At 74.2% G+C, this 20,087-nt stretch carries 16 protein-coding genes; 11 read left to right on the top strand and 5 right to left on the bottom strand.

Features of this window, described 5'->3' with window-relative positions; all coding sequences use genetic code 11:
* Positions 1–3: 3 nt before the first annotated feature.
* Complete coding sequence (locus ACVMYR_RS20895; protein WP_457122480.1) at positions 4–801, bottom strand: hypothetical protein; 798 nt, start codon at positions 799–801, stop codon at positions 4–6.
* The gene (locus ACVMYR_RS20890) at positions 798–1,214 is read right to left on the bottom strand and encodes a YbaB/EbfC family nucleoid-associated protein (protein WP_091281714.1); all 417 of its coding nucleotides are present in this window, start codon (positions 1,212–1,214) and stop codon (positions 798–800) included. The genes ACVMYR_RS20895 and ACVMYR_RS20890 overlap by 4 nt, the downstream gene beginning before the upstream one ends.
* A 273-nt stretch (positions 1,215–1,487) precedes the next feature.
* Between ACVMYR_RS20890 and ACVMYR_RS20885 the strand changes: the two genes are divergently transcribed.
* From ACVMYR_RS20885 to ACVMYR_RS20845, 9 genes are all read left to right on the top strand, one after another.
* Positions 1,488–1,808, top strand: coding sequence for a WXG100 family type VII secretion target (locus tag ACVMYR_RS20885; RefSeq protein WP_074478817.1), 321 nt, complete (start codon positions 1,488–1,490; stop codon positions 1,806–1,808).
* Between the two features lie 27 nt (positions 1,809–1,835).
* Positions 1,836–2,138, top strand: a complete 303-nt coding sequence (locus ACVMYR_RS20880) for a WXG100 family type VII secretion target (protein ID WP_074478818.1) — start codon at positions 1,836–1,838, stop codon at positions 2,136–2,138.
* 84 nt (positions 2,139–2,222) lie between these two features.
* Positions 2,223–3,011, top strand: a complete 789-nt coding sequence (locus ACVMYR_RS20875) for a hypothetical protein (protein WP_077937379.1) — start codon at positions 2,223–2,225, stop codon at positions 3,009–3,011.
* 54 nt (positions 3,012–3,065) lie between these two features.
* Entirely contained in the window at positions 3,066–5,585 is a 2,520-nt protein-coding gene (locus ACVMYR_RS20870; protein ID WP_457122479.1) for a hypothetical protein, read from the top strand.
* On the top strand, positions 5,578–5,916 hold the full coding sequence (locus ACVMYR_RS20865) for a hypothetical protein (protein WP_077937382.1): 339 nt from the start codon (positions 5,578–5,580) through the stop codon (positions 5,914–5,916). Before ACVMYR_RS20870 ends, ACVMYR_RS20865 begins: the two co-directional genes overlap by 8 nt.
* Before the next feature lie 25 nt (positions 5,917–5,941).
* Positions 5,942–9,910 (top strand): type VII secretion protein EccCa, encoded by a 3,969-nt coding sequence (gene eccCa, locus ACVMYR_RS20860; protein WP_457122478.1) that lies wholly within the window; start codon positions 5,942–5,944, stop codon positions 9,908–9,910.
* A 1-nt stretch (position 9,911) separates the two neighbouring features.
* Positions 9,912–11,318, top strand: a complete 1,407-nt coding sequence (gene eccD, locus ACVMYR_RS20855) for a type VII secretion integral membrane protein EccD (RefSeq protein ID WP_457122477.1) — start codon at positions 9,912–9,914, stop codon at positions 11,316–11,318.
* A gap of 8 nt (positions 11,319–11,326) precedes the next feature.
* Positions 11,327–12,715, top strand: a complete 1,389-nt coding sequence (eccB, locus tag ACVMYR_RS20850) for a type VII secretion protein EccB (protein ID WP_457122476.1) — start codon at positions 11,327–11,329, stop codon at positions 12,713–12,715.
* Complete coding sequence (locus ACVMYR_RS20845) at positions 12,705–13,007, top strand: YbaB/EbfC family nucleoid-associated protein (RefSeq protein ID WP_144082617.1); 303 nt, start codon at positions 12,705–12,707, stop codon at positions 13,005–13,007. The genes eccB and ACVMYR_RS20845 overlap by 11 nt, the downstream gene beginning before the upstream one ends.
* 17 nt (positions 13,008–13,024) lie before the next feature.
* Here the strand turns inward: ACVMYR_RS20845 and ACVMYR_RS20840 are convergent, their stop codons facing one another.
* Together ACVMYR_RS20840 and ACVMYR_RS20835 are read right to left on the bottom strand one after the other, a co-directional pair.
* On the bottom strand, positions 13,025–15,112 hold the full coding sequence (locus tag ACVMYR_RS20840; RefSeq protein ID WP_431892054.1) for a HelD family protein: 2,088 nt from the start codon (positions 15,110–15,112) through the stop codon (positions 13,025–13,027).
* Between the two features lie 324 nt (positions 15,113–15,436).
* A complete protein-coding gene (locus ACVMYR_RS20835; protein WP_353898512.1) occupies positions 15,437–16,786 on the bottom strand; it encodes an extracellular catalytic domain type 1 short-chain-length polyhydroxyalkanoate depolymerase in 1,350 nt (449 codons plus the stop codon).
* A 330-nt stretch (positions 16,787–17,116) separates the two neighbouring features.
* Between ACVMYR_RS20835 and ACVMYR_RS20830 the strand changes: the two genes are divergently transcribed.
* Together ACVMYR_RS20830 and ACVMYR_RS20825 are read left to right on the top strand one after the other, a co-directional pair.
* The gene (locus ACVMYR_RS20830) at positions 17,117–18,088 is read left to right on the top strand and encodes a PaaX family transcriptional regulator (protein ID WP_396793378.1); all 972 of its coding nucleotides are present in this window, start codon (positions 17,117–17,119) and stop codon (positions 18,086–18,088) included.
* 153 nt (positions 18,089–18,241) lie between these two features.
* On the top strand, positions 18,242–18,691 hold the full coding sequence (locus ACVMYR_RS20825) for an iron chaperone (RefSeq protein WP_091281674.1): 450 nt from the start codon (positions 18,242–18,244) through the stop codon (positions 18,689–18,691).
* 36 nt (positions 18,692–18,727) lie between these two features.
* Here ACVMYR_RS20825 and ACVMYR_RS20820 read toward each other — a convergent pair whose 3' ends face one another.
* Positions 18,728–20,071 carry a hypothetical protein gene (locus ACVMYR_RS20820; RefSeq protein ID WP_457122475.1) on the bottom strand — a complete coding sequence of 448 codons (1,344 nt, stop codon included), beginning with the start codon at positions 20,069–20,071 and terminating at the stop codon, positions 18,728–18,730.
* Positions 20,072–20,087: the final 16 nt, after the last annotated feature.

Raw genomic sequence — 20,087 nt, 5'->3', positions numbered from 1 at the left:
GCGCTATCCCTGAGCCGTGCCGTACGGCTCGGACGTGCCGTCGGGGTGGTAGTCGACGTACGTGGGCCCGGCGGGCGGATCGTCGGCCGGCGCGCGGTCCACCAGGAACAGCTGGTAGCCGTCCTTCACTTCGAACGGTGTGCCTCCCAGCCGCACGTCCGTCCCGGGCGGCAGAGGGGTGATCGCGCGGTAGTGGTTGGTGTCCACCCGCACGGTGCCCGGCGCGACCTCCCGGAAGTACACCACCTGCTGGTGGTCGCCCACCGGCACGCCGCCGACCATGACCTCGGCGTCCGGCGGCAGCGCCGGGGCGAGGACCGAGGAGCTGAGCGTGCCCGCCGGCACGGTGAGGACCAGCCCCGGCCTCAGCCGTTCCGGCTCCAATCGGTCCGGCACGGTACGCAGCAGCGCCGGCCGTAGCTTCTCGTAGCGGCGGTTGTCCGTGGCGGGGTTGGTGCCGGAGTTCGGGCGGAGGTTCCCGAAGACGGTCCCGAGTTTGCGGCCGGCGCCGTACGCATCGTCGTCGGCGCCCCGGAAGGTCGTGCCGGAGACGGTCAGGCCGTCGGCCGTGTAGTCGAGCGTGTCGGCCGCCGCGCCGACGATGTTCTCCAGCGCGAGCAGCCCGGCGACGAACTTCTCGGCGAACTGCTGGCCCAGGTCGTCGGTGCCCCAACTGGTCCCGTACGTGTGGCGCAGGGCCTCGATGTACGCCTGGAGCTGGCGGAACGCGTCCGCCCGGCCGCGGTACTGGTCCCCGAGGCGGCCCAGGCCCTCCGGGTCGACGAAGAGGTCGCCGCTCATCCCGACACCCGCCCCAGCCCCAACTGCTGCCGGACGCTGTTGACCATCCGTGGCTGCGGCGGCAGCAGCGTGTCGGTGTCCACGTCGCCGCTGATCAGGTCCCGGGCGTTCAGCCCGTCCGGCAGCAGGGGCGCGATGACCGCCGCGGCCTGCGACTGGGCCTCCTCCCTCGCCTCCCCGATGGTCTGCATGAGCAGGGTGCGCAGCTCGGCCGGCGCGAGCCGGCGGTAGGCGTTGGTGGGGAAGGAGATGTCCGAGACGACGCCGTTGTGCCCCACGGTCACGGACACCTCGCGCCGCGGCGACGTGCGGGTGACGGCGATCGACCGCATCCGCCGCCGCAGGGCGCCGAGGCCGTCGCGTTGCTGCTGGTACCGCTGGAACAGGCTTTCGATGCGCTCGCTGAACTCCACGCGCTCCTCCTTCGCCGGACGCGGCCCCCAGTACAGGACCGGCGGCGGCCGTGGCCAAGGCGCTGACGGCCGATGAGGGCGGAACAGGCAGCGGATCTTCCCGAGTGTGCCGACAGGGCACCGGAAGGCAATCCGGGGCGTCGAACGGGCAGTCCCGTCGGCGGAAGCCTCCCGACGGGCGGGTCGATTGGCAAAACTGTCGCCGACGCCGGCGGAACCGGATCGCCGACCGCGCGGCGTCATCGCGGAACGACCGTTCGGAGGAGATTCGCTGTGACGATGCCAGTGGTGCAGACCAACGAACCGGGCATGCAGCAGGCGGCCCAGGAGTTCGCCAGCCGGGCAGAGGAGTTCACCACTCACCTGCGCAACGTCAACGACCAGATGGGAATGCTCCAGGCGTCCTGGACCGGTGAGGCGTCGGCTCAGTTCAACGCGGCCATGGACGCCTGGGAGAACGCGTTCCAGAAGGTGATCAACGAGCTGCTGACCATCATGGAGACCATGGGTGTCAACACCCGGTCCTACTCGGCCGCCGAGGACGAGGCGTCCTCCACGGCGGCGTCCTTCGCACAGGCGCTGCCGGGCTTCTGACCGAACCGTCGAGAAAGGATCTGACCGATGTCGAACTACCGTTTCAGCTTCACCCAGGCCGACGCCACGCTGACCGACATGAACGGGATCAACGGGCGTATCACCTCCGCGCTGGCCGAGATGGAGGGCAGCGTCGAGCGGACGCTCGCCGAATGGACCGGCGCGGCGCAGGAGCAGTACCAGGTGTCGAAGGCGGCCTGGAACGCGGCGGCCGCCCAGATGACGGTCGCGCTGGATTCGGCGCGGCAGACGCTGCTCAGCATCGCGGACAACTACGGCACCACCGAACAGAACGCGGCGAAGATCTGGAACGACGTCCGGGGCGGGTGACCGCGCGTCGGGGCTGCCGCGTGACGGCGGCCTCGACGCCCACCCGACCGGCACCATTCCTGGTCATCGTGTTCTGGAGGTCAGATGGTCGACTACAGCACGCCGAACGACGAAGCCATCAAGAGCCTGAGGCTGCTCGACCGATTCGACGGCGATCACTATCCTGGCTGGGCGTTCGACACCGTGGTGCGTATGCGGGAGGACGCCGCAGACAACTTCATGGACAACGAGTACACCCAGTACGAGACCAACATCTGGATCTACTACCGGGACCACATCCTCCCGCAGGACAAGTGGGAGAAGCTCGTCGAGAATCCGGCCCCCGACCCCGGCGACTACGACCCGGAGCGTCACTACACGGACAAGCCGCCCATCGACTTCGAGCCGCCGACGGGCGTGTACGGAAGGTCGGGCGACCGGGGCGAGGTCGTCATCAGTTCGGCGGCCATCGAATACTTCTGCCGACAGATCGAGAGCATCACCGAGGACGGGTCACTCACCCAGGCGGTGCGGAAACTGTCGGTGCTGGACATCAAACCGGGCACCTTCGGTCACGCCGTCGCCCTACGGGAGGTGATCACCGGACCCAGCGGCTCCACCACCAACTACGGCCTCAAGGGCGACACCATCGGCTTCCTCAACGCGGTCGACCAGGCACTCGTCGGCCTCGCCAGGAACCTGCGCGCCATGCTGCGGGAATACGAGAGCGCCGAGGACCTCAACAAGCTGACCGCCGCCAGGTTCGACAACGCCATGCGGGACACCTGGTCCAAGATCGGCATGTTCAAGGACTACGGCAACAACAGTTCGGGCGTGCCGGGCGGCTCGACCGGTGGCGACGGCGACGACGAGGGCACCACCGACCAGCCGTAGGGAAGAGCCGGCCGTAGCCAGCCGGTCGTACTTCAGATGGATCGAGGATGAACCGTGGCGGACAACAACTCCGACCCCGATGCCGACTGGAAGCGGCCGAACATCGATCCGGACGCCGTCTTCGGCAGCACGGCGGCCACCGCCAAGGATCTCAACGACTACGTCGACTGGGCCAACAGCGACCCGCCGCAGTGGAAGAAGCTGAAGGCATCGGTCGTCGGGGTGTCGGCCACCGCCATCTCCGGGGCGGAGAAGACGGCGATCGCCAGCGGCATCGTCGACGCGCAGTCCCTCGCCGACGCCTACGGCGCCTTCCAGTACGCGTACGAGCTGCTGTCCTGGCTGGAGTCGTTCATCTACGACCAGGCGCACGCGATCGCGGGCGAGGACCGGGCGTGGGCGGGAGTGGCCGCCGAGGCGTTCCTCGCCAAGATGCAGTTGTTCGCCGACTACCTCGGGGCCAACGCCGAACGGATCGCCGGCGGGGGCGGCAGCGGGGGCACCGGATCAGTTCCCGACCAGCTCTGGAACAGCGCCAACTACCTCGCCTGGGCGCAGAACGCCATGGAGACGATCGACGTCGGCTGGGCGGAGATCGCCAAGGCGAACGGCGCGGGGGTGACCGACACCGGGCTCGTCGCGATCAGCTCGACCGAGTACGTCAAGCCGATGACCGCCCAGATGTTCGAGGTGGTGGACACGCTCGCCGGTCAGTACCAGCTCACGTACGGCCGGGTGGTCCCACCGACCCCGAGCCAGAACTTCCAGACGACACCGCCGACGACCACGACCAGGCCCACGACGACGCCGCCGGCCACCACCACCAAGCCGCCGACGACGACCACGAAGCCACCGCCCACCACCACGACGAAGCCGCCGCCGACGACGACGAAGCCGCCGCCCCCGAAACCCTCGCCCACGAAGCCGCCGACCGTCACGCCGCCGTCCACCTCGACCAAGCCGCCGACGACCACCGCGAAGCCGCCGCCGGTCACGCCGCCGGTGACGAAGCCGTCGTTGACGGCCCCGGTGGTGACGCCGCCGGTGACGACGCGGCCGTCGGCGACGGTCCCCCCGGTGGCGACGCCGCCGGTGACGAGGCCGCCGTTGTCGACCTCCGCGCCCGTGGTGACGCCGCCGGTGACGAGGCCGCCGTCGAGGTCCCCGGTGGTGACGTCGCCGCCGAAGCCCACGGTGACGGCCCCGGTCGTGACGCCGCCGGTGACGACGCGGCCGCCGGTGACGTCCCCTCCGGTGGTGACGAGGCCGCCGACGCCCCTGCCGGTCGGCTCCCCGCGACCGCCCGGCGGCACGCCGCCGGTGACCACGCCCCCGCCGCGCGTGGACCGGCCCGGCGGTACGCCGTCGGCACCGACCGGCACGCCACCGCCCCGCAGCGGCGGGGTGCCGGACGGCCAGAACGGCGGCGGGCTCCCGGGGTTCGAGGCACCGGGCGTCGACGCTCCGCCGACGGTCGACCCGCCCGGCGTGGACGGGCCCGGTGGGCTCGCCCCGCCGGTGCTCGGCGGCGTGGATCCGCCCGACGCGACCGGTGGCGGCAGGCCGGACGGCACCTCCGGGGCGCCCCCGTTCCTGCCGCCCCCGTCGGGTGCGCCCGGTGGCGCGGGGGGTGGTGCGCCCGACCGTCCGGACGCGTCCGGCCTGGTCGAGGGGGAGCGGCAGACCTGGGACCCGCCGCTCTCGGGCGGCGTCGACGTGCCGCACTCGCCGGGCGGCACGGAGGCCGGGGGCAGCGGGCTCGGCGCGTCCCCGCTGCCGCCCGCCCCGGCGGGGACCGGCGGCGTGCCCCCGTTCCTGCCGCCGCCGTCGGGTGCGCCCGGTGGCGCGGGGGGTGGTGCGCCCGACCGTCCGGACGCCTCCGGACTGGTCGAGGGCGAGCCGCAGACGTGGCAGCCTCCGGTGCCGGACGGCGTCGACGCGCCGGACGCCCCGCAGGGCGCGCCGCCCGGTGGATCCGGCCTGCCGCCGGTGGTGGCGCCGCCGGCCGCACCGGCCGATCCCGACGGGCGCGCCGCATCGGAGCGGCCGGACGCCGCCGAACTGCTCGACCCCGAACCGGGCTGGCACCAGGACCTGCCGGTGCCGGTGCCGGTGCCGGTGCCCGTGCCGTCGCGGGCCGCCGGCCCGCAGCGTGACCCCGAGCCGCAGGGCAAGCCCGGCCCGAAGCGTGCCGCCGGCCTGCAGGGTGACCCCGAGCCGCAGCGTGTGCCCGGCCCGGAGCGTGTGCCCGGCCCGGAGCGCGGCGTCGACCCACCGGGCGGCCCCGCCGCGCCGGTGCGGCCGGGGTGGGCGGCCGCACCGGTCGGTTCGGTGCCCGGGCCCGGAGAACGCGAGAAGGCCGAGCGGCCCGAGGCCGCCGAGCTGCTGATCGAGGCCCCGACGAGCTGGGCCGCCGACGACGCGCCGGCTCCGGACCGGGTGCCGGTGGTACGCCCGACCGGCGAGCCCGAGGACACCAGCGCCTGGGACGCGCCGGGCGAACGGTGGTGGCTGGCCGGCGCGGACCTGCCGGCCGCCGACCCGGACCGGGCGGACCGGGGGACGGATGCGTAGCCGGCCGGAACCGGTCCGCACCTGGCGGTGGGACCGGCGGGGCACGCCCCTCGCCGAGGAACAGCCGCCCCGCTGCGGCGGGCCGGACTACACCGCGGCGGAACGGGCCGAGCTGCGCGCCCGGGCCGAGGCGGAACGGCGGGCCCGGGCCGAGGCGGAGGCGGAGGAGCGCAGAGCGGCCGGGCGCGCCCGCGCCGGACGCCGGCCCGCCGCCGGCCCGGCCGACGTCGCCGACGACCCCATGGGCGAGGAGCCGGCGAACGACGCCGGGAAGGACACGCGGTACGCGGTCACGCTGCTGCGGGAGGACGACGCCTGGGGCGGCGGATGAGCAGCCGGACCCGAGGAGGGTGCACGTGAACACGATCACCGTCAAGCGGCCGCCGCGTGCCGCCGGACCGGAGGCCCCGGACGGGGAGGTCGAGCTCCAGGAGCCCCCGCTGATGGCCGAGGAGGCCCCGCTGGACTTCCGGTCGTTCGCCATGATGGTCCCGATGGGCCTGGGCATGGGCGGCATGATGATGATGTTCGGCCTGTTCAACCGCACCCCCATCCTGTACGTCATGGGCGGTGCGATGGCCGTCGGGATGCTGTTCATGGGGCTGGTCCAGATCGGCCGGGCCGCCGCCGACCGCAAGCGCAAGATGCGCGGTGAACGGCGGGACTTCCTGCGCTACGTCACCCAGCTCCGCCGGCAGGCCCGCAAGGCCGCCAACCAGCACCGGCAGGCCGTGCTGTGGGACAACCCCCAGCCGGACACGCTCTGGTCGGTGGCGATGAGCAGCCGCCTCTGGGAACGCCGGCCGAGCCACGACGACTTCGGCAGGGTGCGGATCGGCCTGGGCCGGCAGAACGCGATGATGCGGTTCCTGCCCCCGACCACCAAGCCGATCGAGGATCTCGAACCCCTCTCGTCGATCTCCCTGCGCCGCTTCTCCGAGGCGTACCGCACGGTGTCGGGCGTGCCGATCGCCGTCGGTCTGCGCAGCTTCACCAGCATCGAGTTCGAGGGTGAGGGCGGCCCGGCGGCCGAACTGGCGCGGGCGATGCTCGCCCAGCTGGCCACGTTCCACGCCCCCGACGAGCTGCGGATCGCGGTGCTGGCCGCCGAGGAGCACCGCGCCGAATGGGACTGGATCAAGTGGCTGCCGCACAACGCGCACCCCACCGCCCACGACGCCGCCGGCCCGGCGCGGCTCTTCGCCGCCGGCCACGACGAGCTGATGGACCTGCTCGGGCAGGAGGTGGTCGACCGCGGCGACCACGACCAGTCGGCCCGGCCCAGCTCGGCGGAGCCGTTCGTCGTCATCCTGGCCTACCTGGCGCGGCTTCCGGACAGCTCCCGCCTGTACGGCGCGGGGCTGCGCAACGTCGTGCTGCTCGACCTGACCGGGGCCCTGCCCGGCGGGCCGCGGGTGCTGCGGCTCGACGTGCGGGACACCGAGGTCGCCTTCCCCGCCGGTGACGAGACGCGGTCGGCCGAGCGCGACGGTCTCGGCGTGGTGCCGGCCGAGGCGCTGGCCCGCGTCATCGCGCCGAAGCGGACCAGCGGCACCCTCGAAGCGGTCGAGAAGCCCCTGGAGTCGAGCTTCGACCTGACCACCCTGCTCGGCATCCGCGACGCGCACACCTTCGACGTGCAGGCGTCGTGGCGCGGCCGGCAGCCGCAACGCTCCCGGCTCACCGTGCCGATCGGGGTCACCGCCGACGGCGAGGTCATCGAGCTCGACCTGAAGGAGTCCGCCCAGGGCGGGATGGGCCCGCACGGGCTCCTCATCGGCGCCACCGGCTCGGGCAAGAGCGAGCTGCTGCGTACCCTGGTCTGCGCGCTCGCCGCCACCCACTCCTCCGAGATCCTCAACCTCGTCCTCGTGGACTTCAAGGGCGGGGCGACGTTCCTCGGCATGGAGCGGCTGCCGCACACCTCGGCCGTCATCACCAACCTGGCCGACGAGCTGCCCCTGGTCGACCGGATGCAGGACGCGCTCAACGGTGAGCTGACGCGGCGGCAGGAGGTGCTGCGGGCCAGCGGCCACGCGTCGCTGTTCGACTACGAGAAGGCCCGCGCGGCCGGCGCCCCGCTCGTGCCGTTCCCGGTGCTGCTGGTCGTCGTCGACGAGTTCAGCGAGCTGCTGTCCAGCAAGAGCGAGTTCATGGACCTCTTCGTGTCCATCGGCCGGTTGGGCCGCAGCCTCGGCGTCCACCTGCTGCTCGCCTCGCAGCGGCTCGACGAGGGCCGGATCAACCGGGTCGAGGGGCACCTGTCCTACCGGCTGGCCCTGCGGACGTTCTCCACCATGGAGTCCCGTGCCGTCATCGGCGTCGGCTCCGCCTACGAGCTGCCGTCCGAGCCGGGCAACGGCTACCTGAAGGTCGACACCAGCAACCTGGTCCGGTTCAAGTCGGCGTACGTGTCCGGCCCGTACACCGGCGGGCGCCCGGTCGTGGACGAGCCCGGCCGGCAGGCCCGGGAGCCCGCCGACGTGGTCCTGTTCGGCACCCGGCAGGCCCGCGTCCGGCACGACCCGGCGCGGGCGGACGCCCCGTCGGCCGACCCGGCGGACGGGGCGGGAGCCGACGAGGAGGCCACCGGCCCCAACCTCGTCGACGTCCTCGTCGGCCGGCTGGCGGGGTCGGGCCCGCCGGCCCGCCAGGTGTGGCTGCCGCCGCTGTCCGACCCGCCCAGCCTGGACACGCTGCTGCCCAGCGTCGTCCCGGACCCGGCGCGGGGCGCGACCGTCGGGGACCCGGCGCTGCGCGGACGCCTGCGGGTGCCGGTGGGGATCGTCGACCGGCCGCAGGACCAGCTCCGCGAGCTGTTCGTCGCGGACCTGTCCGGGGCCGACGGGCACGTCGGCGTCGCCGGTGCGCCGCAGAGCGGCAAGTCGACCCTGCTGCGCACCCTGATCCTGTCGCTGGCGGTGACCCACACCCCCGAGGAGGTGCAGGTCTACGGCCTCGACTTCAGCGGCGGCGGCCTGGCGGCGGTGGCCGGGCTGCCGCACGTCGGCTCCGTCGCGACCCGGCTGGAACGCGACCGGGTGGTCCGCACCGTCGAGGAGGTCCGGCAGGTCCTGGAGCGGCGGGAGGCCGAGTTCGTCGAGCGGGGCATCGACTCGGTCGCCACCTACCTGGCGCAGCGGGCGGCGGGCGCGATCGACGATCCGTTCGGGCACGTGTTCCTCGTCGTCGACGGCTGGTACACGGTGAAGCAGGACTACCCCGACCTGGAGCAGCGGATCGGCGAGCTGGCCTCCCGTGGCCTGTCGTTCGGCATCCACCTCGTCGTCACCGCGACCCGCTGGTCGGAGCTGCGGACCTGGCTGCGGGACCTGCTGGGCACGAAGGTCGAGCTGCGTCTCGGCGACTCGATGGAGTCGGAGGTGGGCTCGCGCAAGGCGGCCACCGTGCCGAACCAGCCGGGGCGCGGCATCACCGCGGACGGCCTGCACTTCCTGACCGCCCTGCCCCGGATGGACGGCAGCTCGGCGGTCGACGACCTGGCGGAGGCCACCAAGGCGGTGACCGAGGAGATCCGGGTGTTCTGGCCGGGTCGCCTCGCCCCCGAGGTGCGGCTGCTGCCCACCCGGCTGCCCGTCGCCCAGCTGCCGCCGCCGGAGCCCGAGTTCAGGGTGTGCGTGGGCCGCGACGAACAGCGCCTCGCCCCGGTGTGGCACGACTTCCTGACCACCCCGCACCTGCTGGTGTTCGGCGACGCCGAGACCGGGAAGTCCAACGCGCTGCGCCTGGTGCTGGACGCGGTCCGCCGCCGCTACGGCCCGGACGAGGCGAAGGTCGTGCTGGGCGACACCCGGCGGGACCTGGACACCGCCCTGCCGGCCGACTACCAGGTCGGCACCGGCCTCACCGGCGACAGGCTGTTCGAGCTGGCGGGCCAGGCGGCGGTGTCGATGAGCCGCCGCATCCCCGGCCCGGACGTCTCGTCGGAGCGGATGCGCCGCCGGGACTGGTGGCAGGGCCCGGAGCTGTTCGTCGTCGTCGACGACTACGACCTGATGACCAGGGGCGTCGGCGCCGGCTCGACCCTCGACCCGCTGCTGCCGCTGCTGGCCCAGGGCGCCTACATCGGCCTGCACCTGATCGTCGCCCGGAGCACGTCCGGGGCGATGCGGGCGATGATGGACCCGGTCATCCGCCGGCTGTGGGAGCTCGGCAGCCCCGCCCTGCTGTTCTCCTACCCCAAGGAGGAGGGCAGGTTCCTCGGCGAGGCCACGCCGCGACAGTTGCCGGCCGGCCGCGCCCAACTGGTGACCCGGCGCGGCGTACGCCTGGTCCAGACCGGCTTCGTGACCACCGGGAGATGACGTGAACAGCACACTGGACAACGACCTCTGCCGGATCAGCGTGACCGGCCCGCGGCGGAAGGTGGACCTGGCCGTGCCGTCGGGCACCCCGGTCGCGACGCTGCTGCCGATCCTGCTGCGACACACGGCGACGGCGGGCCCGGCCACCGACGCGGACGGCGCGGCCGGGTGGGTGTTGCAGCGGGTCGGCGAGGCCCCGTTCGACCTGGCCGGCACGCCGGAGAGCCTCGACTGGCTGGAGGGCGAGGAGCTCGTGCTGCGCCCGGCCGAGGACCCGCTGCCGGAGCTGGACTTCGACGACCTGGCCGACGGCATCGCCACCAGCGTCAACCGCCGCGCGGACCGCTGGCAGCCGCACCACCGCCGTCGGCTCTTCCTCGCGCTCGCCGCCGTGGCGCTCGGCCTGCTCGGGTACGCGTCGGCGGCGCGCGGGCCGCTGCCGGCCCAGGTGGCCGGCACCGCCGTGCTGGCCGTCGCCTGCGGCGCCGCCGCGTTGCGGATCGCCCGACGGCTGGCCGACCCGGCGCTGTCGCTGGTGTTCGCCGTGGCGTCCGCGGCCTTCGCGGCGCTGGCCGCCGCCGCGGCCGTCGACGGCGCGCCGGAGCGGATCGCGGTCACGGCGGAGGCCGGCAGCGCCGCCGCGGTGGCCGCCACCGCCGTGGCCGTGCTGTTGATCGTCGCCCAGCGTACGGTCGCCCCGGCGCTGCCGCTCGCGCCGTTCCTCGTGGTGATCGTCGCCGCGCTGGTCGTGGTCTGCGTGATCTCGCTGCACGCCACGATGGGCATGAGCGCCGAGCGGGCCGCGGCGGTGGCGGCCACGGCGGTGGTCGTCGCCGTGGTGCTGGCACCCAGGGCGGCGATCCGGATGTCCGGGCTGCGGGGGCCGCAGCTGCCCAAGACGGGTGCCGACATGACCGTCGACATCGAGCCCGCGCCGTCGGACGAGGTCCGGGACCGCACCTACCTGGCCGACACCTACCTGACCGTGACGATGGTGGTCGCGGCGCTGCTGCTGCCGGTGCTCTTCCTGTTCGTCATGGCGACGCCGGGCTGGGTCGGCTGGACCCTCGTGACGGTCCTGGCCAGCGCGGTCCTGCTGCGGGCCCGCACGTTCACGGGCCTGTGGCAGCGGGTGGCGCTGGTGGCCGCCGGAGGATCCGGACTCCTGCTGGTGGTCACGACGTTCGCCGCGCGGGCGACGCCGGGGGCACGGCTGGGCCTGCTCGTCGCCCTGGCCTGTCTCGTCGTGGCGCTGGTGCTCGCGGCGATCCGGCCGTGGCCGCGCCGGATGCTTCCGATCTGGGAGTACCTGGCGACGTTCTTCGACGTCACGACCGGGCTGGCGGTGCTACCGCTGCTGGCGCACGTCCTGGGCGTCTACGCCTGGGCCCGGGGCCTGTTCGGTTAGGGGCGGGGATGCAGACCCAGCGGGACCATGTCCACGCGTACCAGTTCATGATGGACCGGCTCAGCTGCGCCCTCGTGCTCGGCGACCCCGGCACGGCGGTCTTCCCGGCCCGGCGGGCCCTGACCGGTCTCGGCTTCGGCATCCTGGTCGCGGTGCTCGTCGCGGCCGGGTTCGGCGTCTACGGCTGGATCGTCCCGGGCGGCAGCGCGGCCTTCCGGGAGAAGGGCGCGATCCTCGTCGAGAAGGAGTCCGGCACGCGGTACGTCTATCTCGACGGGGTGCTGCACCCCACCCCGAACCTGGCGTCGGCGATGCTGCTGCAGGGCGGCCAGGCGAAGGTCAAGCTGATCTCCCGCAACTCGCTGCGGGACGTCCCGCGCGGCCCGGCCCTGGGGATCGCGGACGCCCCGCAGCTCGTGCCGTCGCCGGCCGAGCTGACCACCGGTCCGTGGCTGGCCTGCCTGCCCGGCTCGGTCGTCGACACCCCCGGCGAGTCCCTCGGCGTCAACCTCGACCCGCGCGCCGTCGCCGAGCCGCTGCCCGCCGGGCGGTTCCTGCTGGTGCGGGGGCCGGACGGGGCGCGGTTCCTGATCCACGCCGGCGTGAAGCACCGGGTGCTCGACGACGTGGTCCCGGTCGCGCTCGGCGCCCTCGACGCCCGCCCGGTCCGGGCGCCGCAGCGGTGGCTCGACTGGCTCCCGGACGGCCCGGCGCTGCGGGCGGCCACCATCGCGGGGGCCGGCGCGGCGGGCCCGCAGGTCGGCGGCCGCAGCCGCCCGATCGGCACCCTGTACCGGCAGGAGCTGGCCTCCGGCGAGCGGCGCTACTTCGTGCTGCGCGCCGACGGCCTCGCCCCGGTGAACCGCACCGAGGCCCTGTTCCTGGAGGCGGGGCCGGCCGGGGCCGCGATCGAGTTGGACACCGCCGCGCTGGCCGAGGCGCCCAGGTCGGCGGACCGCTCGCTGCTGTCCCGGCTGCCCGACCTGTCGGCGGCCGGGTGGCAGGACCCGGGCGGCCGGGTGCTGTGCCTGCGGCAGCAGCCCACCTCGGCCAGCACGTACGCCAGCACGGTCGTCCTGGCCCCGCGCGAGCAGGCCGCGGTCGACGCCCGGGGGCGGGGCTTCGTGCACGCGGGACCCGCCTCCGGCATGCTCGTCGTCGCCGTCCCGGGCGACGGGACGGGCCCCGCGCCCGGGATGTCGCTGATCTCCGACGGCGGCGTCGCGTTCCCGCTCGCCGACGCGCAGGCGGTGGCGGCGCTCCAACTCGGCGGGCGACCGCCCGTCCCCTTTCCCCGCCAGCTGCTGGCGGTGCTGCCGCAGGGCCCCCGGCTGAGCCGGGCCGCGGCGGCGGAACAGATCACCCGGCAACCCGCAGGAGGCGAGCGTGCAAGCTGAGGTCAGGGCCGTGCTGGACCGCGCCGAGCGGCTGCGGCAGCGGATGGCCAGCGCCCAGGAGGAGCTGGGCCGCACGTCGGTGACGGGCCGGGCCGGCGGGGGACTGGTGACGGTGACCCTGTCCGGGCTGGGCGAGCTGCGGCAGGTGCACGTCGACCCGGCGGTGTTCGCCGAGGGCGACGCCGGGCGGTTGGAGGAGCTGTTCGTGGCGGCCGTGCGGGACGGGGCGGAGTCGGTCCGCCGCCTCGCGTCGGCCAGGATGGGGCCGATCGAGTTCATGTCCGTCTTCTGAGCGCCGGGCGGGTCGGGTCAGCCAGCCTGCGGCCCGCCGACGGTGAGGTTCTCCGGCAGCGGCCTGGTGTGCAGGACGACCAGCTCCGCGACGGCCCGGGTGAGGGCGACGTAGAGGCGGTTCATCCCGCGGGGCTCGGCGGCGACGATGTCGGCCGGCTCCACCAGCACCACGCGGTCGTACTCGAGGCCCTTGACCTGGCTGACCGGCACGGCGCCCAGGGCGGCGGCCAGGTGGTCGGGGGCGATGACGGTGCCCGTCTCGCGGGCGACCGCCTCGGCCAGGTCGTCGACCTGTCGGATCTCCAGGCTGCCGCCGGGCCGGAAGGACCGGGTGGGCGGGATCCCCGGCGCGAGGGCGCGGGCGGCGAAGTCGGCGATGACCTGCGGCACCCGGTAGCCGGTGGGCAGGTCGAGCGTCCTGGCCTCGCGCTTGCCCAGCCGCCGCACCAGCTCCGGCCAGGAGTCGGCGGCCAGCGGGTGGGTGGCCTGGCCGAGGTCGCCCACGATGGTCATCGAGGCGTGCGCGGCGCGGCGGGCGATCATCCGGCACTCCATCGGCGACAGGTCCTGCGCCTCGTCGAGGATGACGTGCAGGTAGGCGTCGGCGACGGGTTCCTCGGTCTCGGCCACCGGCAACGGCTCGGCCAGCACCGGCACGTAGCCCTCCTCGCCGTACGGGTCGAAGCCGTCGACCCAGCTCACCACCTGGTGGCCCTCGCGCAGGATGATGGCGGCGGCCCACCGCTGCGCCGACCAGTAGCCGTTGTGGTCGATGGACTGGCCGGACGACGCCATCGGCGTGGCCAGGCCGGGCGCGAAGAGCTGCCAGCCGTCGTTGAGGCTCCAGCTCAGCACGAACGTCTCCGCGAGGCGGGCGCCGCTGCGCAGCTCACGGAGCTGCCACTCCGGCTTGGCCCGGGTCGGCTCCGGCGGCCTGCCCAGGATCTCGGCCAGCTCGTCGAGCAGCGGGACGTCGTCGACCGACCACTGCCCGTCCTGCGCGGGCAGGACGTCCTGCGGGGTCAGCGGCGGCCACCACGCGTTCAGGAAGGCCTCCGGCGCCTCCCCGCCGTCCAGCAGTTCGGCGAGCACCCGCGCGGCCTCGGCCCGCGCACCGTTGACGGTGACGCCCCTGGCCTCGCACCTGCGCCGGATCTCGACGCGGGCCTTCGCCAGGTCGTCGGCGGTGAGGCCGCGCAGGTGCTCCGGCGCGTGGGGCGGGGTGTCCCAGGCCAGGTCGGCCAGCACCCGCACCATCTTCAGGTCGCCCTTGGACCGGGCCACGGCGGCGGGATCCCGCCGGGTGGCGACGACGCCGTCGAACAGCTCACCGATCGCGCGCAGGTGGACGCTGTCCTCGCCGAGCCCGGGCAGCACCTTGCCGATGTACTCCGTGAACACCGTCGACGGGCCGACCACCAGCACCCGCCCGTCGGTGAACCTGCCCCGGTCGGTGTAGAGCAGGTAGGCCGCGCGGTGCAGGGCCACCTGCGTCTTGCCGGTGCCCGGCCCGCCGGTGATCAGCGTGACGCCGTGCGCGGGGGCGCGGATCGCCTCGTCCTGCTCGCGTTGGATCGTCGCGACGATGTCGCGCATGTGTTCGCCGCGCGCCCGGGTCAGCGACGTGAGCAGGGCTCCCTCGCCGACCACGCCGTCGACGTCCCGTGTGGTGAGGACCTCGTCGTCGAGGCCGACGACCCGGTCACCCGCGCAGGTGATGACGCGGCGTCGTGCCACCCCGAGCGGCTCGCCCGGGGTGGCGCGGTAGAACGGCGCGGCGGCGGGCGCGCGCCAGTCCACGACGAGCGGCTCCCGGTCCTCGTCGCGTACGCCGAGCCGGCCGATGCGGTAGGTGTAACCGTCGTCGAAGTCCAGCCGGCCGAAGACGATGCCCTCCTCCTGGCCGTCGAGCTCCGCGAGCCTGGCGGCGGCGCCCAGGACCATGGCGTCCCGCTCGACCAGGCCGGTGACCGGCCCGGAGCCGGCGCGGCGGTGTCCCTCCGCGCTCAGCTGCCTCGTCTGCTCGCGCATGACCTCCAGGCGCGCGTACACCCGGTCGACTACCTGCTGTTCGACGGCGATCTGGTGTGCTGCTTCCGACACGGTGCCCCCCGATTCCTGCGTGCGTCGCCCCGCGCGGCCCTGGCCGGGCGCCTCGGCGTGCGCGTGTCGGGTCGACAGGCGCGCGGCGGCTGCGGCCCGCGCGCCTCACGGCGCGCGCGGCCGGCGCGGACGGGTCGACACTATGCGTCGGCCGGGGACAGAAGATCGGCATCCCGGACGATTCGGGCGGCTTGACCGGCCCATATGATGGAGATGGCACAGGGGGCGGGCGCGGCCCGCCGGTTCGTTCGCCTGGGCGGTGGTGACACCCGCCGGTGCTCCGGGGAGACATGCCGGGGCACGCCTCCCCGGAGCGCGGCCTTGTCAGGCGACCGTGCAGGACGCGCCGTTGAGGGCGAACGAGGTCGGCTTGGCGGCGTTGCCGCCGTGGGTGACCTGGAAGCCGATGTCAATCGATCCGTTGGCGGGGATGGCCGCGTTGTAGGCGAGGTTCCTGGCCGTCACCTGCCCGGAGGTGGGGGAGTAGGTGGCGTTCCAGCCGGAGGTGATGGTCTGCCCGGCGGGCAGACCGAACACCAGGGACCAGCCGTTGACGGCACTGGCGCCGGTGTTGGTGATGGTGAGGTTCGCGGTCAGCCCGGTGTTCCAGGCGTTGACGGCGACGGTCACGCGACAGGCGCCGGAAGCCGGCGGCGTGGTGGGGGGCAGGGTCGGGCTGGGGGTCGTGGTGGGGGTGGGCGTCACGGTGGGGCTGGGCGTGGTGGTCGGGCTCGGCGTGCTGGTCAGGCCGAAGAACGCGATGGCGGCCGCGGCCATGCCACCGGAGGGCAGGCTGTGCCCGGCACCCTGGATGCTGTACGCCTCGACCTGGACGGTGCCGCTGCCGTCGGCGTAGCGGCGGCGGTTCCAGCCGGCCTGCGGGGTGTCGCTGGACGTGGGGGTCTGGCTGAGGCCGAACACGTTCGTCCACTGCTCGATCGACTCCTGGAGCAGGCTGTACGGCACGAGCGTGTCGGCGGTGCCGTGCCACACCTGCACCCGCGGGCGCGGGCCGGAGTAGCCGGGGTACGCCTGCTGGCGGACCGCGTCGCCCCACTGCTGCGGGGTCCGGTTCATGCTGCCGCCGGTGCACTGGCTGCTGCCGGGCGGGTAGTCCGCCGCGCCGGCGAAGCAGTTGTAGGGCACTCCCATGAACGCGGCGCCGGCCTTGAACACCTCGGGGTAGACGGCCAGCATGTGGTTGGTCATCATGCCGCCGGACGAGCTGCCGGTGGCGTAGACCCGCTCGGGGTCGGCGCCGTACTGCTGCTGCGCGTAGCGGACCATCGACACGAGCGACACCGGGTCGCTGCCGCCGTCGTGGCGCTTGGCGGCGTCCGACCAGGTGTCGAAGCAGTTGCCGAAGCCGGCCTGCTGGGTCGCGGTCGGGTAGATCACGATGAACCCGTACCGGTCGGCGAGGGAAGCGAACTCGCTGCCGGAATAGAAGGCGGGGCCCGAGCCGCCGCAGCCGTGCATGGCGATCACCGTCGCCGGGTGGGCCGGGCGGTTGTCCGGCACGTAGACGTGCATGCGCATCCGGCCCGGGTTGTTGCCGAAGCTGGTCACCTCGACCAGCGACGCCGCGTACGCGGGCTGGAACGTCGGCGCCACCAGGCCGGCCGCCACCAGGGTCGTGGCCAGGCCGAGCAGCAGTTTCCTTCTGATTCTCACGGGGACGACTCCTTCGGTCACCTGTGCGGGTGTGCGGGCTGGGTCGGGCCACGCCTCCCGGTCGGGGTCGCCCGGCCCCGTGGGATGCGTGTCGCCCACTGCGTGTGCTCGCCCGCCCGGCTCCGTAGGGCATCGCGTAGCAGTTAGTGTTCCCCCGGGGCACACAAGTGTCAATCGACATGGCTCGATCATCGTGGGTCGTCGACCCGGCCGCGGCGGGCCCGCCGGGTCGCTCTGCCGCACCGACGGCGCCCGGCACGGCGAGCCGGCCCGTCGGGAGATCCGTCTACAGTCGTGGGTTGTCCCCGAGACTTCGAGCCCGGAGCGCCTGTGGCAAGCCCGTTCAGCATCGAGGAGATCTATCCGGACGACGGGCGCCCGCTGCGGCTGCCCCGGAGGCAGGCCGGCAACTCGCCCCAGGGGGTCGCGGTGACCCTGCTGGCGGACTACACCCTGCGGGCCCGGGCCGCGCTCCCGTCCGCCGCGATCGTCGCGCTGCTCGCCGAGGCCGGGGTGTCCACGGCCGGCGCGCGGACCGCGATCAGCCGGCTGGCCCGCCGGGGCGTGCTGGAGGGCAGCCGCCAGGGCCGGCGCAGCGCCTACCGGCTGAGCCCTCTCGCCGCCGCGAACCTGGCCGCCGGAGGGAACTGGATCGTGGCCTCCACCGCCGCGGCGGTGCCGTGGGACGGGCGCTGGACGATCGTGGCCTTCTCGCTGCCGCAGGAGCGCAGCGCGCAGCGGCGGGCCCTGCGCGGCCAGCTCCGCTGGCTCGGCTACGCGCCGCTGTACGACGGGTTGTGGATCTCGCCGCACGACCTGACGCCGAAGGCGCGGGCGCACCTCGCCGAGCTCACCCCCGGCGCCGTCACGGTGTTCCGTGGCCGGCAGGCCGCGCTCGACGCGCTCGGCCACCGGGCTCCCGTCGACGCCTGGGACATCGACGTGATCAGCCGGCACTACCAGGCGTTCCTGCGGCGGTGGACCCCGTTGCTGCCCCGGGTGCGGTCCGGACGGATCGACGGCGCGGCGGCGGTGCGGGCGCGCACCGAGGTCATGGACACCTACCGGCGTTTTCCCGTCCTCGATCCGCAGTTGCCCCTGGAACTGCTGCCGACGGGGTGGCCCAGGCAGCGGGCCCGGGAGTTGTTCGCGGCGGTCTACGACGGCCTCGCCGCACCCGCCGAGCGGCACGTCCGGGCGGTCGTCGCGCGGTTCGCCGACGGTGCGCAGCCCGGCATCGCCGCCCACACCACCGCCGACCTCCTCGCCGGCGAATGCGTCGCCGCGCCGCCCGCGCCGTGACCTCACCGCCGTCGCGGGGACGCGCGGCGGGGGCGTCCCGCCCGCCAGGCGGAGGAGATCAGGAATCGAGAAGCACGGTCACGCCGTCCGGCCTAGCCTTTTGCCAGGTAGCCGGTACTCCGCCGGCCCGCAACGGCGCAAGGGAGCCCCCGCATGTCCCCCACGGATTCCACGACCGCGTCCGACGGCTTCACCCCCGAGGAGCGTGCCGCGATGAAGGAGCGCGCCGCCGAGCTGCGCGCCGAGGGCAGGAAGGGCGCCAAGAAGGCCGACGGGATCCAGGCGGTCCTCGACCGGATCGCGCAGATGGCGCCGGAGGACCGCGCGCTCGCCGAGCGCGTGCACGTGGCGGTGACCGCCGCCGCCCCGCAGCTGTCGCCCAAGACCTGGTACGGGATGCCCGCCTACGCCAACGCGGACGGCAAGATCGTCGTCTTCTTCCAGGACTCGGGCAAGTTCAACTACCGCTACTCGACCCTCGGCTTCCAGGACGCGGCCAACCTCGACGACGGGGACCTGTGGCCGGTGGCGTACGCGCTGCGGGCGTGGAGCCCCGCCGTCGAGCGGAAGGTCGTCGAGCTGGTCAGGGCCGCGGTCTCCTGACCGGGGGCGGCCGGCCGGACCGGGCGGGCGCAGCCGTCAGCGGAAGCCGAACGCCTCCGACGTGATTCGCGCCCGGGGGACGCCGCGCGCCGCCAGTCCCTTGACCAGCGGCTGGACCACGGTCGCGGAGCCACAGGCGACGACCGTGAGCTCCGTCGGGCGGTGATCGACGAGGTCGAGCAACTCGTCGACGGTGACGCGGCCCTGCCGTGCGGTGTCCCGCAGGTGCAGCGTGAGCCACGGCAGGTGCCGGCCGGCCTCCAGCAGCTCGTCGACGTACGGCGCGTCGGCGAACCCCCGCCGGCTCCAGACCAGGTCCACCGGCGGCACCCCGGCGAGCGCGGCGCGGGCGCGCACCCGGGCGACGAACGGGGTGATGCCGATGCCGGACGCGAGCCACAACTCCCGGCCGGACGTCGCCGGGTGGTCGGGAAGCCCGCGTACGGCGTCGAGGCGGACCCGGTCGCCCGGGGCGACGTCGTCCACGATCCGGGTCGTGCCCGCGCCGACGGCCTGGACCGCAACCTCGATCAACGGATCGTCAGGTGCGCTGACCACGGTCACCGGGTGGGGGCGCTCCCGGCTCACCGGGACACCGAGCTCGACGAACTGGGCGGTCCCGTGCGCGACGGGCCGGTCGGGCAGCATCCGCAGGACGACGGTGCGGCCGTGCCGTCGCGCGGAGACGACCGAAGCGCCCACGGCGCGGCCGCCGCGACGGGCGGCAACGAAGCGTTCCACGAGGGCGTACAGCCCGGTCGCGCAGACACCGGCGTAGCCGAGCAGGAGCAGCGGAGACCGCAGCAGGGTCGCGCTGTCGACGACGCCGTGCACCATCGCGGCCACGACGAAGACCGCGAGCAGACGGTGGATGGACAACCAGCGGTCGTATCCGCGCCGGGCCAGCCAGCCGAGCGGTCCGCGCCAGCGGGCCACCCGGGACGACGGCGTCATGAACGACCAGGCGACAAGCACGATGCCGGCCAACATCAGCAGGTTGACCAGCCCGGCCATGAACGACGGTTCGTCCCCGGACGGGACGAACAGTTTCGGATGCACCATGCCGAGGGCGAGCCCGAGGGCTCCGGCGAGCCGGTGCCACCACAGCTCGACCTCGACGCCGCCGACGGCCCGTTCGAGCCGTTCAGAGCGGGTGAGCATGAGCACCGACGAGGACATGAGCCAGATCGCTTCGAGACCGACGAGCTCGGCGACGTGGTTGCGGTACGGCCCGGACACCGGGCCCGCAGCGAGCCAACCGGCGGCGATCAGGATCGTGACGGCCGCGTGCGCGGCCGTGAGGGTGGTTCGCGGGCGGCGCCGGACCCGGGACTCGCTCGTACGGGCGGCGGGGCCGAGGGCGACGGGCGACGCGGCCATGGATCGACCTCCGGTC

The sequence above is a fragment of the Micromonospora sp. PTRAS2 genome, from assembly GCF_054052245.1.
Note: the sequence above shows the minus strand (reverse complement) of the source record. Positions and strands in the feature narration are given on the sequence as shown.